Genomic DNA, 13919 nt, shown 5'->3' on the forward strand with positions numbered 1-13919 from the left:
TCCCGGCACATGGCCGGCCCGGTGGCGATGAGTTGCCTGTGACCGCGGTCAGTTCAGGGTGAAGCCGTCCACCAGGAGGTAGTCGCCGCCGGCCTTGGTGAGAGCCAGGGTGTGCGTACCGCCGGGCAGATTCGAGACCGTGTACACGCTCTGCTGGGCGTGCCGTTCCGGGGTGTTCGCGCTGACGGTCTTCTTGAGGATGCCGTCCAGCGAGACGGAGATGTCGCCTTCGTCGGCGTTCGTTTCGGTGAGGAAGCTGATCCCGGTGCCGGTAAAGGTGATCGTCGCGGTGGCGCCGTTGTGCTGGGCGTAGTGCACGCCGTTGTCGAGGTCGCCGTAGCCACGGGACCCGCTGGAGGACCAGCTGCCGGTGTACGAGATCCGCAGGTCGTCGTCGTCGACGGTTCTCCCGGGGAGGGTGCCGGGGCCCGCGGCGTTGATGATGGCTTTTGCTGTCGGCGGCCAGTTCCCGTCGGTCACCACGGTGGCCTGCTGGAACGTGATGTCGGTGCCGTTGTTGTTGTAGGAGGCGGTATCGCTGTAGTTGTCGTGGATCGTGTCGTCGTGGATGCTCGGCGTCCACAGGTTCGTCCAGAGCGACCCGTTGGCGAAGCGCACGACGTTGTCGTGGGTGTTCCACAGCGAGCTGCCCTCGTCGTGGTAGATCATGTTGCAGCCGTCGATGCACTCCGACAGCACGTTCCCGGCGAGTTCCGAAGGTGTGGACTGGCCGCCGAGGGTGTAGATCGGACCGCCGTCGAAGAGTGCACCCATCACACTGTGCACGTGGTTGCCGAGGATCTTGTTGCCGCCGGCGTACGTGGTGCCGTGCAGGCAGGGGTTGGGCAGACCTTGCGCGGCTTGCAGTGTGCAGTTCGACGCCCATCCCCAGCCCCAGCCGATGGACATGCCGGAGTACGGGGTGTAGCCGATGTCGTTGTGGGAGACGGTCGTCGCCCTGCTGTGGCCGACCCACACGCCGACCGCGTCCTGATACTCCTGGCCGGGGAACTGCACGGTGTTGCCCGAGACGGTGTTGCCGCTCGTCATCAGGGCGGGGTCGGTCTGGTAGTAGTCGTCCACCTCGCCGACCGAGACGCCGCTGCCGGAGGTGTCGGTGACGGAGCTGTCCTCGATCGTGGAGTTCTGTGTCTGGTCGGCCAGGTCGATGCCGCTGGTCCCGGTGTGCCGGACCATGTCGCCGGAGAAGGAGATCCGTGTGCCCCGATGCACCTGGACTGCTGCGGGTATGCGGATCGGTGTGCGTGTCGCCGGGTCCCAGAGCACCCCGGCCTGGTTGTCCACATAGCCCTCGGCGGACGGGGCGTTCCATGTGGTGTAGGCGAAGGTCAGTCCGGAGAAGACGAGGTCGTGCACGGGTGCCACGACGTCGGGGATCACGGTGAATCCGTCGACGAGCAGATAGGTGCCGCCGGTCTTGACCAGACGCACGATGTGCTTGCCCTTCGGCAGTCCGGTGACGGAGACCATGGCCTGCTGGGCCAGGCGCTCCGGGCCGTCGCCGGAGACCGTCGAGACCTTTGTGCCGTCGATGTATACGTCCGCGGTGCCCTCGTCGGAGTTGGTCTCGGACAGCACCTGGATCCCGGTGCCGGTGAAGGTGTAGGAGACCGCGTCGCCGTCGCTGGAGGTGTAGTGCACGTCTGCGTTCAGGTCACCGAGGTGCCGGCCCTCGGAGTAGCCCCAGTTGCCGGTGTAGTCCGCCCGCCAGTCGGTGTCGTTGACCGGGGCCAGGTGTCCCGGGGTACCCGAGGCGTCGACGAGTTCGGGCGCCACCGGCAGTTCGACGTCCGCTGTCGCCAGGTTCTCGCCCGCGCGCGGCACGTAGTAGAGGTAACCGGCGTCCGCATCGAGATAGAACTGGCCGGGTGTGCCGAGGAGTTGGTAGGAGTTCTCCAGCCAGCTGATGCCATCCATCGTCGGCAGTCCGGCGCCGTTGAAAGGGAAGCTCGGGTTGGGCACCGCGTTGTGGTTGTTGTTCCAGCAGCCGGGATCGACGGTGAGGTCCGAGCCGCCCGACGTGGAGCGGGTGATGGACGCCAGCGGGCAGCGCATCTGCTTCCAGCCGCTGTTGTAGACGACCTCGACCTGTGCGGGGTTCGTCCACGCGGTGTACGCGGCGTCGGCGGTGGTGAAGCCGGTGGCGGTCACCGAGAACCCCGCCGGGTTGCGCGGCCCGCGTGCGCGGTCGGCGCGTGTCCCGTTGACGAACAGCTCCCGGCTGGCGGTGCCTGCGGGAACCCTGGCCCGGTAGATGTTCTTCGCGGCGTCGACGCGCGAGAAGCCGGTTATCCGGGTCGCGCCGCTGAGAACCGGCGTCTGCCCCGCGGCCGCCCGGTACACCACCGGGTGGCCGCGTCGGCCGGAGTCCTGGACGCCCAGCCGGAAGGGAGCGGTGAGCCGGTAGGTCCCGCCCTCCAGTTCGACCACGACGTCGCCCGAGGCGTGCGGGACGAGAGATCTCGCACGGTCGCGAGCGGTCTCGAGACTGCACGGATTCCGGTTACTGCAGGCCGAACCGCGCCCGTCGGGCGCGACTTGCAAAGTGTCCGGCGCGTGGGCGGACGCGTCGGCGGTGACGGCTTCGGGTGCGCCGCCGGTGAAACCCAGACAGGCCACGGCGGTAGCAAGGCACGCGGCGACGATGGTGCGCATGGTCGATCTCCCACAGGACGAGCGAAGGCTCAGACATCCGATGAATGTACGGAACCATTCCTCGAAGTCCTAGACCTGGGACGGAATTTACGTGGTGACATCCGACCTGCCTTTGGATGTCGTGTGCGTAGTCTCGCGGGGTGCACTCTCATCTGAGCGTCGAGAACCCTCCAGCGCTGCCTCACAGGGTGGTGGTCGAGGCGTTGGAGCGGGCTCTGCGTGAGCGCTCGGCAGAGGGCGAGGCGGCGGGAGTCCTGGTCGGCACGGCGTCGAACGACGACGACGCGCGGTTCGTCGAGCACTGATGCGTGCCGGTCGGGACGCGGGCCGTGTTGGGGAGTCCGCTGCTCGGGCTGGCTGGGATGTACCTGGGCCATACCGCTCGACGCTTCGGGCATCTCAGCGATGAGGCCCGTGCCCTGGCAACGCAGGGTGGCGAACTGGGCTCGATGCGGTTGAACCATGAGCTGCTCAGTCTTCTTGATCACGGCGTAGAGCTGATCTTTGCTCAGTTCGTAGGCGGCGAACAAAGGGCGGACGCCGCGTGCGCGGGTGCAGGTCGCGTGGCGGCACGGATCGCGGTCGGGATCCCTGTGCTTTCCGCCACCTCCGGTCCACCGGCGGCCGGTGCGGGAATGCATGCCCTGATCGGGTGGTGTCGGGTTCGGGCGGACATGCGCCCTCCCGCCCGTGCTGCTCTTTCAGCGGGCGGATCGATTGCGGGCGTTCGATGCGGTCTAGGTCGCCGCTGAACAGGTCGCGGTGGCTGATGGTGAAGTCTCCGTCGGCAAGGTCTGCCCGCGTCCGAAGTGCCGGCCCACAACGGTGGCGGGGAGGAATGCCCCCCGAGCCCCGAAGTGTTGGCCGGTGTTCATCTTCGTCCCGGTGAACCCCGGCGCACACCACTTTCACGAGCGTTGGTTGCGTCAACACCTCATCGTGTACTGGTAGTTTGCCGTGATCGTCGACGTCGTCCTTCTCACCACCGCGCTCGTGTTCGTCGCCGCGCTGCTGGCCGCCGCTGGTGCGGGCAAGCTCGCCCGCCTGGGCGCCACCTACCCCGAAGCCCTCACCCGTGCGGCCACAGCTTTCGTCGCGGCCGTCACCCTCGCCGCCGTGAGCGCCGCCCTCGCAACCCTCCCCACTTGACCCCTGACCTTGCAGGTTGTGCGCTCGGTGCTGGCCTCACGACGTCTGCCAGCACATTGAACTGACGGATCATGCTCACTCCGGGAACGCCGAGTTCAGGTTCCTCTAGGACAACACGCCCCGCGTAGAACACCAGCACCGCAGTCCCCGCCACGAAGAGGCCTGCCGTATATCGGTCACCGGCCTTACTCCCCAGGCCGCTACCGGGCACTACACCAGCTGGCTCACCGCCGACAACATGGAGTTCACCTCAACCGACTACGACACCTTCGCCGCAGCAGAGGCCACTCGCCCCACTCATCCTGCTTGCCGCCAAGGAGGGGCTGGTGCACCAGTGGGACGTTGCCCGGGCAACGGCCGTACGCACCGCGTCCTCACCTGCCGTGGAGCGTCACGTAATTCCCCACCCGTGACGCCAACTTCCCCGCCCTGTCGTTCGAAAGTGCGGATCACGGCTCCGGGGTCCATTCCACAGGAGGGGGCATGCGGCTGTAGTGGGCCCCTCTGGTGCCGTAGCGGGCGAGGTGGAGGGTCTCACCGTCAATCTGGACTTCAGCCGGCGGAGGGTTGGGAACGGAGATCCGCGGGTGGGCGTAGCGGTGGCCTTCGATGAAGAGAGGCTCCCGGTGGCGATTCTGGCCGTCCGCCCAGTTCTGGGCGCGCTCGCGGGACCACGGGTTCTGCAGGGTCCGCGGGGCAGCCGGGTCGTGCTCGTAACCGTTGAGGCTGCGCACCAGAGCTTCGCTGTAGACACCCTTGACCCGGAAGTTCTCCAGGCCATCCGCGCATACGATCATGTTGACGTACCGGCGACTGTTGCCTCGATGCCGACCCACCGCAGGCCAGCGACCGTGGCCGGGGTCCCAGCGGACGGGCGGGAGCCACAGGCCTGCGCGTGCCGGTATACGGCGCACACTCACCCTCGGCCCGCGATGCCGCCGGCGGAAGGGCATTCGAGGGGTGCCGCGACGGTCGCCGGAGCCCCGTGCGCTCCCGTCGCCAGTACCCTCCCGGACAGCCCCATCGTGATTGACCCCGATGACGGCCACAGGGAACCACTGCCCGAACTGCCAGCCCGGCTCCCCCGCGGCCGCCCGTCCCGTCTCCGGCATCCCTGCCGAAGTCCTGCACGCCCTCGACCTCGTGCAGCAGGACTGGCATGCCGTGGCGACCGCCGCGCCGGCGGTCAAACCCGCAGACTGGCGGCCCGTGCGCAAGGCACTGCAGCCTGCCCGGCCGGGTGCCGGCACCCGCCGCGACCACAAACGGGGCCGCCGTACGGCGGACGGTGTCCGTCTCTCCCCCGTCTGACGGTCTACGTCCGCGACAGCACCCAGGAAACGCCTCCCCCGCCCCTGGGACCGGCCACTCTCCTGCTAAGAAGCCCATAGAGGCCTCCTCCGAGTTCGGGGCCCGGGGCCGTGTGGGCAGGCTGGCTCTCGGCGTCTGCGCCTGCTCCCCCGGCGGAAGCCCAAACCCGATCGAATGTCGTACTCGACATATGGTCGAGGCAGTGCTTCACTCGTGACATGGCATCAATTCGCCTCACACGCCCAACACTTGAGGTGATCAAGGTGTTGCTGGCGTCCACTGCCGACGACCCCGCATGGGGTCTGAAGATCTGCGAGGAAGCCGACCTCGGGTCCGGGACCGTGTACCCGATCCTTGAGCGCCTGGTCGACGCCGGATGGGCCACCCGGTACGAGGAGACAGGCGAGCACCCGGGCCGACCGAAGCGGTACTACTACGAACTCACCGCCCTCGGCCAGCATGCAGCCCACCAGGCCAGGGAACGCAAGCCTCGGCTCTTCGGACTGCATGCTGCACCTGAAGGGGGCTCGGCGTGAGCACAGAAGAGCAACGTACTGAGAGCGCCGGCGCCGGAGCGATTGCTATTGCCGCCGTGCTGGCACCGGTGCTCTCCGGTACGGTGGCAGCGATCCTGCTGCTCATCGGCTACGTCCTCAAGACGCTCGACCCCGCGCCGACATTCGCCCAGACCATGCTCACGGCTGGCTGGGTGTGCGGCGTGGTAACGGCTGTCGCGATCCTGGCCGCCGCCGTCGGTCTGCTGCTCATTGCTGTGCGCCACCGCTCTGCTCCGCAGGGGGCGGAGGAGGAGCTCGAGGCACCGACCGGCACAGACGTCCCGAGCGGCAGGGCCGGACTTCGGACTCTGGCCATCGCTTCCTCTCTCGCTGGAGAGCGTCGGGCACACCTCCGGGAGGAGTGGGCCGCGGTCCTCGCCGGCGACCCCGGGAACGGCATCGTCCTCTCTCCACGCCGCAGGATGCACTACGCGATCGGCTTCCTGTGGGCAGCGCTCCGGATGCGGCTCCGCGACCTCGTTGCACCGCTGTGGATGCCTGTGGACTGGCTGCTGGTGGTGGAGTCGCGCGCACGCACGCTCATTGCGCTGGCCGTCGGTGCGCAGATTCTGTATATCGAGCACGAGGACGGTTTGCATGCTCTGGTCACAGAGGGCTGGGGCTGGTGTGCCGGGTGCGGAATCACACTCCGGCTGTTTGTCAGCTGGCTCCGCAGAATTCGCGGCATCGAACTCGCACCGACACGCAGCGACTCGCGGTATCCATAGCAACCCGCCGCGAGGCGGGCAAAACCGCAAGACGACTGGCGATCCTCACACAAGCCAGACGGCGCCCTGGCTTGAGGGACAAGCCCGGCCCTCGGGTTCGTTCCCCGGCCTCCTGCCCGGGCCGGGGCGCTGGCCAAGCACGCACCATGCTCGGGCCGGGCGGCAACGGTGAGCCGGTGTCTGATCCTCTTGCTCCTGCACAGCAGGCCGCGCCATCGCTGGCCGCGTACGTGATACGCCCACAACTCGTCTCAGCCCTGCAGACCCAAGCCTCACTCGAAGCTATCCGCCTCGACCGCCTCGCCGAAACCCACCACCGCCCCACACCAACCCGCTAACCACCCCAACGACAGGCACAAACAGCCCTCACCAGCACAAATACACGTCGAGCCTGTTCACGCCAGAGCTACCCACAACAAGCCGCCTCTCCCCACCACACACAGCCAACAACCCCAGCTCACACACCCCCATCCCGCCACCAAAATCGCTTGCCCCACCTCTCAGCGAACCAACACACCCCAGATCAACAGTGGACCCGTACACCAACAGGTCCCCCTCCGAGCGTCACCGCGCGCCGCCGGGCGGCGCGTGCGATCGCCGAGGCGGCCGTGGAGCACGGCGCGGCGTCGCGTCGCGTCTCCGGCGACCGTCGCGGCACCCCTTGAATGCCCTTCCGCCGTCTCGACCGTGAAGGTGAACCCCGCGGTGACGCGGGGATGGCGCCCAGGTCCGGGACGCCTGTCCCGGACCCGCTGGGCGTAGCCGGTTCCGCGCCTCGGGAACATTGCCGTGCGGGCTCCTGCATACGATGTGCCGCATGCTGATCTACGTCCCGGCGGCCGTGGTGTTTCTTCTGTTCTGCGTAAAAGTGGTGCGCGAGCGGCGAAAGGTCGGCAACGCCGTCCTGCTCGGCCTGTCCCTCGTGTTCGCTCTGGCCGGCTCGCTGCTGGTCCTCGCGGAACGACGACCCGAACTCGCCAGGAACATCTCCGTCGTCCTGGCCGCCGTGGTGGCGCTGGGCATTGTCACCCTGGCCTGCTTCCTGCTCGTCAACGGCGTCGGCATGGTCCGCAGGGAAGGCTTCGGCCTGGGCAATCTGCTGTCACTGCTCTCGGGTGCCGGCCTGATGGCGCTGCTCGCACTCGTGGCCGCGGCGGTGGCCGTGCGCGATCCTGTCCTGACATCCACAGCCGCTGCGGCGGCCGCCGCCGCCGGATACGCCGGCTTTCTGTTCCTCTGCTTCCTCGGATACGCCCTCGTCTACGGGCGTCTGCCGCTCAACCGCAAAGCGGACTTCGTGGTGGTACTCGGGTCAGGACTCACGGGCGGTTCCACGGTGCCGCCGCTGCTGGCGCACCGGCTGGAGCGGGGGCGCGCCGTGCACGAGAGGATCACCGCGCGTGGCGGTCATCCGGTGCTTCTCGTCTCCGGAGGCCAGGGAGCGGACGAGGAACTCCCCGAGTCGCACGCCATGGCCGCCTATCTCGTCGACCGTGGCTTCCCCTCCAGGTCCGTCACATGCGAGGACCGCTCGACGAGCACCGAGCAGAACCTGCGGTTCAGCAGGAAGATCATGGAGGAGGCGCGCCCGGGGTACCGGTGTGTGATCGTCACGAGCAACTACCACGTCTTCCGTGCCGCGGTGACCGCGCGCCGGGAGGGCGTCCGGGGCAACGTCGTGGGATCACGCACCGCCGCCTACTTCTGGCCGAGTGCGGCCATCCGCGAGTTCGTCGCGCTGTGCGTCACCTACTGGCGTACGAATCTGGCTGTGTGCCTCGTACTGCTGCTCGGCGGGGTTGCCCTGTACCTGCTCCACTGATCGAACCGTCGGGTCGACACCCATGCGGCAGGGGCGCCAGGTGCACACGCGGGCACACTCGGCCGGGAGGAGCGTGGCACCGGGCGGATGGGGCGGTCTGCCAGCCGTGGTCCCTGAGCCATCCCCGGCCGGCGGGACGGGGATGCCCGACCGCGCGGCGGGCATCCCCGTTCTGTGTGGCCGCGCGTCCTGGGACGGAACGCGGCACGCGTCAGTCAGACGTCCGGTGCCGGCGCTCGGCGCGCTTTTTCAGCCACAGGGGCAGTGCGTACCAGCACATGGCGAACCAGAGGAGAACCCCGCCGGCGAGGATCTCGGCAAGCTGATCGGGCAGTACGACGTGGAGGATCAGCAGCACCGTGCCGCTGATGGTGAGCGCGAGAAGAACGAGCCCGGTCACCATCAGACGCCCGGCGACGGCCACCAGATCGTCCTTCATCCGCTCGCCGGTCAGCAGCCGGTGCAGGGAGACCGGTGCGATGAGAGCGCCGGTCGCGGCCGCCCCGAGAATCACCGTCAGCACGTAGACGGACGTGTCGAAGGCGCCCAGATCACCGAAGCGAGGAGTGAACGCGACACTGAGCAAAAAGCCGAAGAGGATCTGCACGCCGGTCTGGGCCACGCGCGTCTCCTGCAGGATCTCCGCCCAGCGTCGGTTGACCCTCTCGTGGGCGTCTTCCTCGCTTCCGGGCTGCGCGCCGTGCGGCGTCGGCGCTTGTCTCTCGGCCGGCGTGGCAGTCATGGACAACCTCCTTGATGTGGAGGTCGGATGCCCGCGGAACGGAAGATCACGTGTCCCGTGTATCGCCGTCTGGGTCCCGCTGCGGTTCTCCGACGGCGATAAGGGAGGCATGTCCAGCAGTTCACAGCAGCATGCAGCGTCCGGAACGCACCCTGCGGGTGCGGAATCCGATGATGCTGCGCTGTATTGGGAGAAGTTTCGCCGGCGTCTTCCGACATCACTGGACGAGCTGCACGGGCCGACGACCGGTGTGGTGGAGCTGCCCCTGCACGTGGCGTGGTCGGGGATGACCTCGTTCGACCTGAGCGAGCCCCGCCAGCGGACGGGCCTGTACCGCACCGTCCTGCACGGAGGCCTGCGCGAGGACCTGCCCCGCTACCTCGACCAGGACCTGCTCCTTGAGGTGTGGCCGATGCTGCGCACCCTGGTCGGACGCAGCGCTGCGACCGGTGCTACAAGCGACACGAGAAGACCTGCGCCATCTGCGACAGGGTCCGCCCAGGCCACCACATCAACTGTGGCCTGGGACCGTTCCACTGCGACACGTGCCGCCCTCGCGAAGAGTGCGCATGTGCCCTGTGCGGGCACGTCGCGAAGATCAAGGTCTTCTGGCCGCGAGGTCCGATGTGCAACTCCTGCTACAGAACAGCCCTGTCGACCCCTGCACCGTGCGCCTCATGCAACCGACAGCGCATCCTGATCCGCGCCGGTCAGTACCGCGGCTACCGCGTCCTGCAGTAGCTGCGCCGAAGCCCTGCCGCCCATCTCCTGGGACGCCCGGCACTCGATCCCGAAGCGTTGAACCGCAAATCCCTCGACACGCTGCCGCAACGGACTGCCACCGCCTATGTGCACGGGTTGCTCGTCCCCGCCGGCATCCTGCCGCCACGCGATGAGAATCTCGCCCTCCTCACCAACTGGGTCGCACGGACCGTGGCCGAACTGCCACCACGGCACGCAAATCTCATCCGTCCGTTCGCCGAGTGGCACATCATCCGCGACGCCCGCCGACGCTCATCCCGCGGCCGTTACACCTACGCCGCACATAAGGGGAACTGCGGCAACGTCCTCGCCGACATCAACTTCCTCCCCATCCTGCTCCCATCCTGCTCCCGCCGAAGCTCGCCCGCCTCATTGACGATCAGCTCCAGCACAGCTCCCGGCACAGCAACACGGCCGGGTGCAGATACCTCTAGCCCGGTCACAGCCCTGGACGCCCGCGCAACCTCCTCGGCCTCGCCGACACCCTGAGACACCACGGTCTGCCCGCCCGCGCAGCACGGAACACCGCCATGATGGACGCCCTGGTAGACCTGCCTCCCATGGTCATCGCCGACCTGCTCGGCATCCACCCCAAGACAGCCGAACGCTGGGCCACCCTCGCTGGCGGGAACTGGTCCGAATACTGGGCAACACGACGGGCCGCCCCGCAGAGCTAGGCAGTGGAGCAGGGCATTGTTCCGAGTCTGCGCTATTGGGGGATAGTGAGCAGGATGCGGCCGTGGCCACCGCCAGCGTCGACGCGGTCATGGGCCTTGGCGATGTCGTCCAGCGGGTGACGGTCGCCGACGGCGACGGTGAGGGCGCCGACGGCGGCGGCGGAGGTGAGGTCGCGGGCGGCCTGGCGCTTGGCCTCGGCGGGGAAGTCGTCGCTGCCGAGCAGCCGCAGGGTGACGTTGTTGAACAGCAGAGGCCAGAAGGGGATTTCGGTGCGGTCCGAGCGGGTGGCATAGGCGGCGATGACGGCGTTGTTGGCGGCGACGGCGTTGTCGAGATCGGCGTTGTCGGACAGCGCGACCTCGATGATCCGGTCGACGCCCCGCGGTGCGTACGAGCGGATGGCAGCGGCGGGCTCGCCAGTGTCCAGGGCGATGGCGTGGGCGACGGCCGGGTCGACGTGGTCGAGGTCCGCGGTGCGGCGGACGGTGGCGATCACAGTGGCGCCGGCCCAGTGGGCGAGCTGGGCGGCCAGGGAGCCGACGCCGCCGAGAACTCCGTGGACCAGGACCAGTTGGCGGTCGACCGGGCCGTCGGCGAAGACGGTGCGGTGGGCGGTGATGCCGGGGATGCCGAGGCTCGCGCCCAGCTCGTCACTGAGGTGGTCGGGCAGAGGTACGGCTTGGTGGTCGGGTACGACGGTGTACTGGGCGGCGGTGCCGAAGGGGCGGTAGGACTGGGCGCCGTGTACCCAGACCCGTTGTCCGACGCGGCGGGCGTCGACTTGGGCGCCCACGGCGTCGATGACTCCGGCGCCGTCGCTGTGCGGGATCACTCGCGGGAAGGGCATGGACGAGCCGAGCCAGCCGCGCCGTTTCTTGGTGTCGCCGGGGTTGACGCCCGAGACGGTGACGCGGACGCGGACCTCGCCGGGGCCGGGGACGGGATCAGGGAGTTCACCGACGTGCAGGACATCGGCGGCGGGGCCCTGGGCGTCGTACCAGGATGCAAGCATGGGGGTACCTCCGTGGGCGGTCAGCTCGCGGGAGCGGCGGGCGCATGCGGATCGCTGTTGGGGCATGCGGTGTCGAATACGGGCGGTTCCTCCCCGAGGGCTTCGCGCAGCCAGGTCCGTTCGGCGCGGCTGGTGGCGCGGGCGGTGAGCAGCATGCCCCGCCGGTAGGGGTCGGCGATCTCCTCGGCGCGCAGGGGCCGCTCGTTGTCGTAGAAGAAACTCGCCGGTTCTTCCAGGAACTCCAGCCGTCTGCGCAGCACCGTGTGCTGTTCGGCCACGTCGGGCAGGTGGGAGAGGAATGCCAGGACGACGTAGAACCGGGTGAAGTCGGTGATCTCGTGGTCGGCGGGCTTGCGCAGGCGCTGAAGCATTTCGGCCCGTCCGGCCGCAGTCAGGCTGAGCATGTACCGGGCCGCCCCCGCGGCCGGGTCGGCGCGCCGCTCGATCAAGCCCGCCCTGGTCAAGCGATTGATCGCCGGATACAGGCTGCCGTCACTGACCGGCCGCGTATAGCCGGTCAGCTGTGAGACGCGGCGGCGCAGCTCGTGTCCAGGCAGGGGTCCCTCGGCGAGGAAGCCGAGTATCGCGAGTTCCAGCATGAGTCCATCTTCGCACGTGAACATCGAATCGATGTGAACATCGATTCGATGTCATGGTGGCAGGTACCCGCCCAAACGTCTCTGGAGAGGCACAGCAAGATGCCATCGCAGTCCACCGAGTCAGTGATGAACCGTTTCGTCGAGTTCATCAACACGGGCAACGAGGATCTCGCCCGCGAGGTCATTTCTCCGGACGCGGTGTTCCACGCGCCAAGCCACCCGGAACCACTGCGAGGGCCCGATGGGTACATGGAAGTCATCGGGATGATGCGCAGCGCCTTCCCCGACGTCCAGTGGACGCTGGAGGAGACGGTCACCGAAGGCGACACCGTGGCCGCGCGATTCACTATGCGGGGAACCCACGACGGTGAATTCTTCGGGATCCCGGCGAGCGGCAACAAGATCTCGGTGCAGGCCATGAACTTCTACTACCTGGCCGACGGCCGGATCGTCGGCGAACGGGGCCAGCCCGATCTCCTCGGGGTGATGCAGCAGATCGGTGCCGTACCGGCCCCGTGAACCTCGTAGCGCCGGGTGAGCCTTCTGCCGCGCGGGATTGCCGCTGCCGGGAGGGGGCCGTACGGCGCGGTGGCAGAGGGCGAAGGCCCGCACCGGAGCGCGGGCGTCCGTCGCGGGTTCACCGCAAGAGGCCGGTCTTCTTCTTGATCCGACGTCTTCGCGCAGACAGCGCCCGTTGCGGCGAGAGCTTTGCACCTTGTCACCGCTGACTTGACCGAGCCGGGTACGGAACTGCTCGCTCTACGGCGAATACTGCAAGCCTCGAATACCGACAGTCCACCAGTGCGCGCATGATCCCCTCTGCCGCTTGCCCGGTACATGGCTCCGCTGCGGTGGATGGTTTGCACGAGATCGAGGTAAGCCTCGGCGTGGGGCCTCAGCAAGTCGTCCCATCGGCGCTCCAGAACAGCGCCGCAACTGAGTGGACCGAAGTGATGAGAGGCACCGCGCGGTCCGTCACCAGCGTCTGCCCCACCGCGTTCTTCTCTGCCGCGTCCGGGGTCGCAGCGCGGACCTGGAGCCTGCTGACCCGTGCGTCGGGGTCCGGGTCGCGGTCGAGCAGAGCCTGTGCCTCGGTGGCGGTCGGGCTTCCGAGCTGAGCCTTGCGAACCAGTTCTCGCCACTGGAGATCGATGTCCTCCCCGGCCTCGATCTGGAGCCAGGCCACCTCCTCCGGTTCGGCCGCGGTGCGAGCGAAGCCGCGCAACCCCGCTTTGCGCTAGGCGCCGACGCCTGAGACTGCGGCACGCCGCGGCCCCTGCTCGCAGCACTTCGTCCCGCTCCGACTTTGGGCTCTACAGATCTGCGGCCTCGACAGCCAGGTTGAGATACGGCTCGATCACCGACGCGGGGTCTCGACAGCCGACACTCCGGTCAGGCAGTGCACGGCTTCGGCGGCTGTCGCTTCGCCGTTGATCAGCATGTCCCAGGCCGTGGTGACGGCGACACCCCGCGCGGTCGCGGTGGGCAGGCGGGCGGCGTAGCCGAAGAAGGCGTCTCTCGTCGTGGCCTCAGGTCTCGTCGAGGCGAAGGTCAGGTCTTCATCCTTGACCAGATACAGGTCGGCTCCTGCTGGTAGGTCGAGCCGGGTCCGTTCGCCCGCTACCTCGACTTCGACGAGTGCCATCCGCTCAAGGTGGTCCCCTGAACGCTCGTAGGCGCCGACGGCAAGCACTTGCGGGCGCGGCCGGCCACCCGAACGTGCGGCTCGTCGGGAACGTCGAAAAGCACCTGACCGCCGAGCACGTCCGCGACGTCGTCCTCACGGTCGTACGCGCACGAGCAGGTCGCCGCAGCCTCGCCCAGGCACTGCACGACGACCCGTCGCTGCTGAGGACCGGACAGCCACCGGCACCCTACTGCGT

Annotated in this window: 15 protein-coding genes and 2 pseudogenes; 9 read left to right on the plus strand and 8 right to left on the minus strand. The window is 68.2% G+C overall.

What is annotated here, in order from left to right; translation table 11 throughout:
* Positions 1–48: 48 nt before the first annotated feature.
* Positions 49–2676: a hypothetical protein gene (locus ACZ4N4_RS24015; RefSeq protein ID WP_467591947.1), complete on the minus strand. Its 2628-nt coding sequence runs from the start codon at positions 2674–2676 to the stop codon at positions 49–51.
* A 140-nt stretch (positions 2677–2816) separates the two neighbouring features.
* Between ACZ4N4_RS24015 and ACZ4N4_RS24020 the strand changes: the two genes are divergently transcribed.
* Positions 2817–2981: a hypothetical protein gene (locus ACZ4N4_RS24020; protein WP_467591949.1), complete on the plus strand. Its 165-nt coding sequence runs from the start codon at positions 2817–2819 to the stop codon at positions 2979–2981.
* A 652-nt stretch (positions 2982–3633) separates the two neighbouring features.
* Positions 3634–3825 (plus strand): hypothetical protein, encoded by a 192-nt coding sequence (locus tag ACZ4N4_RS24025; RefSeq protein WP_467591951.1) that lies wholly within the window; start codon positions 3634–3636, stop codon positions 3823–3825.
* 449 nt (positions 3826–4274) lie between these two features.
* Here ACZ4N4_RS24025 and ACZ4N4_RS24030 read toward each other — a convergent pair whose 3' ends face one another.
* Positions 4275–4622 (minus strand): hypothetical protein, encoded by a 348-nt coding sequence (locus ACZ4N4_RS24030; protein ID WP_467591953.1) that lies wholly within the window; start codon positions 4620–4622, stop codon positions 4275–4277.
* Positions 4623–4863: 241 nt separating this feature from the next.
* Here ACZ4N4_RS24030 and ACZ4N4_RS24035 point away from each other — a divergent pair, with 241 nt between their 5' ends.
* The 4 genes and pseudogenes from ACZ4N4_RS24035 (at position 4864) to ACZ4N4_RS24050 (ending at position 8243) form a co-directional block, all read left to right on the plus strand.
* Positions 4864–5136, plus strand: a complete 273-nt coding sequence (locus ACZ4N4_RS24035; protein ID WP_467591955.1) for a hypothetical protein — start codon at positions 4864–4866, stop codon at positions 5134–5136.
* Between the two features lie 218 nt (positions 5137–5354).
* Positions 5355–5672 (plus strand): PadR family transcriptional regulator, encoded by a 318-nt coding sequence (locus ACZ4N4_RS24040; protein WP_467591957.1) that lies wholly within the window; start codon positions 5355–5357, stop codon positions 5670–5672.
* Positions 5673–5692: 20 nt separating this feature from the next.
* Positions 5693–5935, plus strand: a pseudogene (locus tag ACZ4N4_RS24045) (hypothetical protein); the annotation flags it as partial.
* A 1303-nt stretch (positions 5936–7238) separates the two neighbouring features.
* Positions 7239–8243, plus strand: a complete 1005-nt coding sequence (locus tag ACZ4N4_RS24050; RefSeq protein WP_467591959.1) for a YdcF family protein — start codon at positions 7239–7241, stop codon at positions 8241–8243.
* A gap of 211 nt (positions 8244–8454) precedes the next feature.
* On the opposite strand, the gene ACZ4N4_RS24055 is transcribed toward ACZ4N4_RS24050, so the two are convergent.
* The gene (locus ACZ4N4_RS24055; RefSeq protein ID WP_467591961.1) at positions 8455–8985 is read right to left on the minus strand and encodes a DUF6328 family protein; all 531 of its coding nucleotides are present in this window, start codon (positions 8983–8985) and stop codon (positions 8455–8457) included.
* Between the two features lie 109 nt (positions 8986–9094).
* Between ACZ4N4_RS24055 and ACZ4N4_RS24060 the strand changes: the two are divergent.
* Positions 9095–9433: pseudogene (locus tag ACZ4N4_RS24060) on the plus strand (hypothetical protein); the annotation flags it as partial.
* A gap of 227 nt (positions 9434–9660) precedes the next feature.
* On the opposite strand, the gene ACZ4N4_RS24065 reads toward ACZ4N4_RS24060, so the two are convergent.
* Positions 9661–9942 (minus strand): hypothetical protein, encoded by a 282-nt coding sequence (locus ACZ4N4_RS24065; protein ID WP_467592882.1) that lies wholly within the window; start codon positions 9940–9942, stop codon positions 9661–9663.
* Positions 9943–10280: 338 nt separating this feature from the next.
* On the opposite strand from ACZ4N4_RS24065, the gene ACZ4N4_RS24070 reads away from it, so the two are divergent.
* Positions 10281–10424, plus strand: a complete 144-nt coding sequence (locus ACZ4N4_RS24070) for a hypothetical protein (RefSeq protein WP_467591963.1) — start codon at positions 10281–10283, stop codon at positions 10422–10424.
* A gap of 32 nt (positions 10425–10456) precedes the next feature.
* Here ACZ4N4_RS24070 and ACZ4N4_RS24075 read toward each other — a convergent pair whose 3' ends face one another.
* Complete coding sequence (locus tag ACZ4N4_RS24075; protein ID WP_467591965.1) at positions 10457–11437, minus strand: NADPH:quinone reductase; 981 nt, start codon at positions 11435–11437, stop codon at positions 10457–10459.
* A 20-nt stretch (positions 11438–11457) separates the two neighbouring features.
* Positions 11458–12036 (minus strand): PadR family transcriptional regulator, encoded by a 579-nt coding sequence (locus tag ACZ4N4_RS24080; protein WP_467591967.1) that lies wholly within the window; start codon positions 12034–12036, stop codon positions 11458–11460.
* A 33-nt stretch (positions 12037–12069) separates the two neighbouring features.
* On the opposite strand from ACZ4N4_RS24080, the gene ACZ4N4_RS24085 reads away from it, so the two are divergent.
* Entirely contained in the window at positions 12070–12555 is a 486-nt protein-coding gene (locus ACZ4N4_RS24085) for an ester cyclase (RefSeq protein ID WP_467591969.1), read from the plus strand.
* A 376-nt stretch (positions 12556–12931) separates the two neighbouring features.
* Here ACZ4N4_RS24085 and ACZ4N4_RS24090 read toward each other — a convergent pair whose 3' ends face one another.
* Positions 12932–13222: a hypothetical protein gene (locus ACZ4N4_RS24090; RefSeq protein ID WP_467591971.1), complete on the minus strand. Its 291-nt coding sequence runs from the start codon at positions 13220–13222 to the stop codon at positions 12932–12934.
* 171 nt (positions 13223–13393) lie between these two features.
* Complete coding sequence (locus ACZ4N4_RS24095; RefSeq protein ID WP_467591973.1) at positions 13394–13681, minus strand: hypothetical protein; 288 nt, start codon at positions 13679–13681, stop codon at positions 13394–13396.
* Positions 13682–13919: the final 238 nt, after the last annotated feature.

This window comes from Streptomyces sp. NPDC026538 (assembly GCF_055567535.1).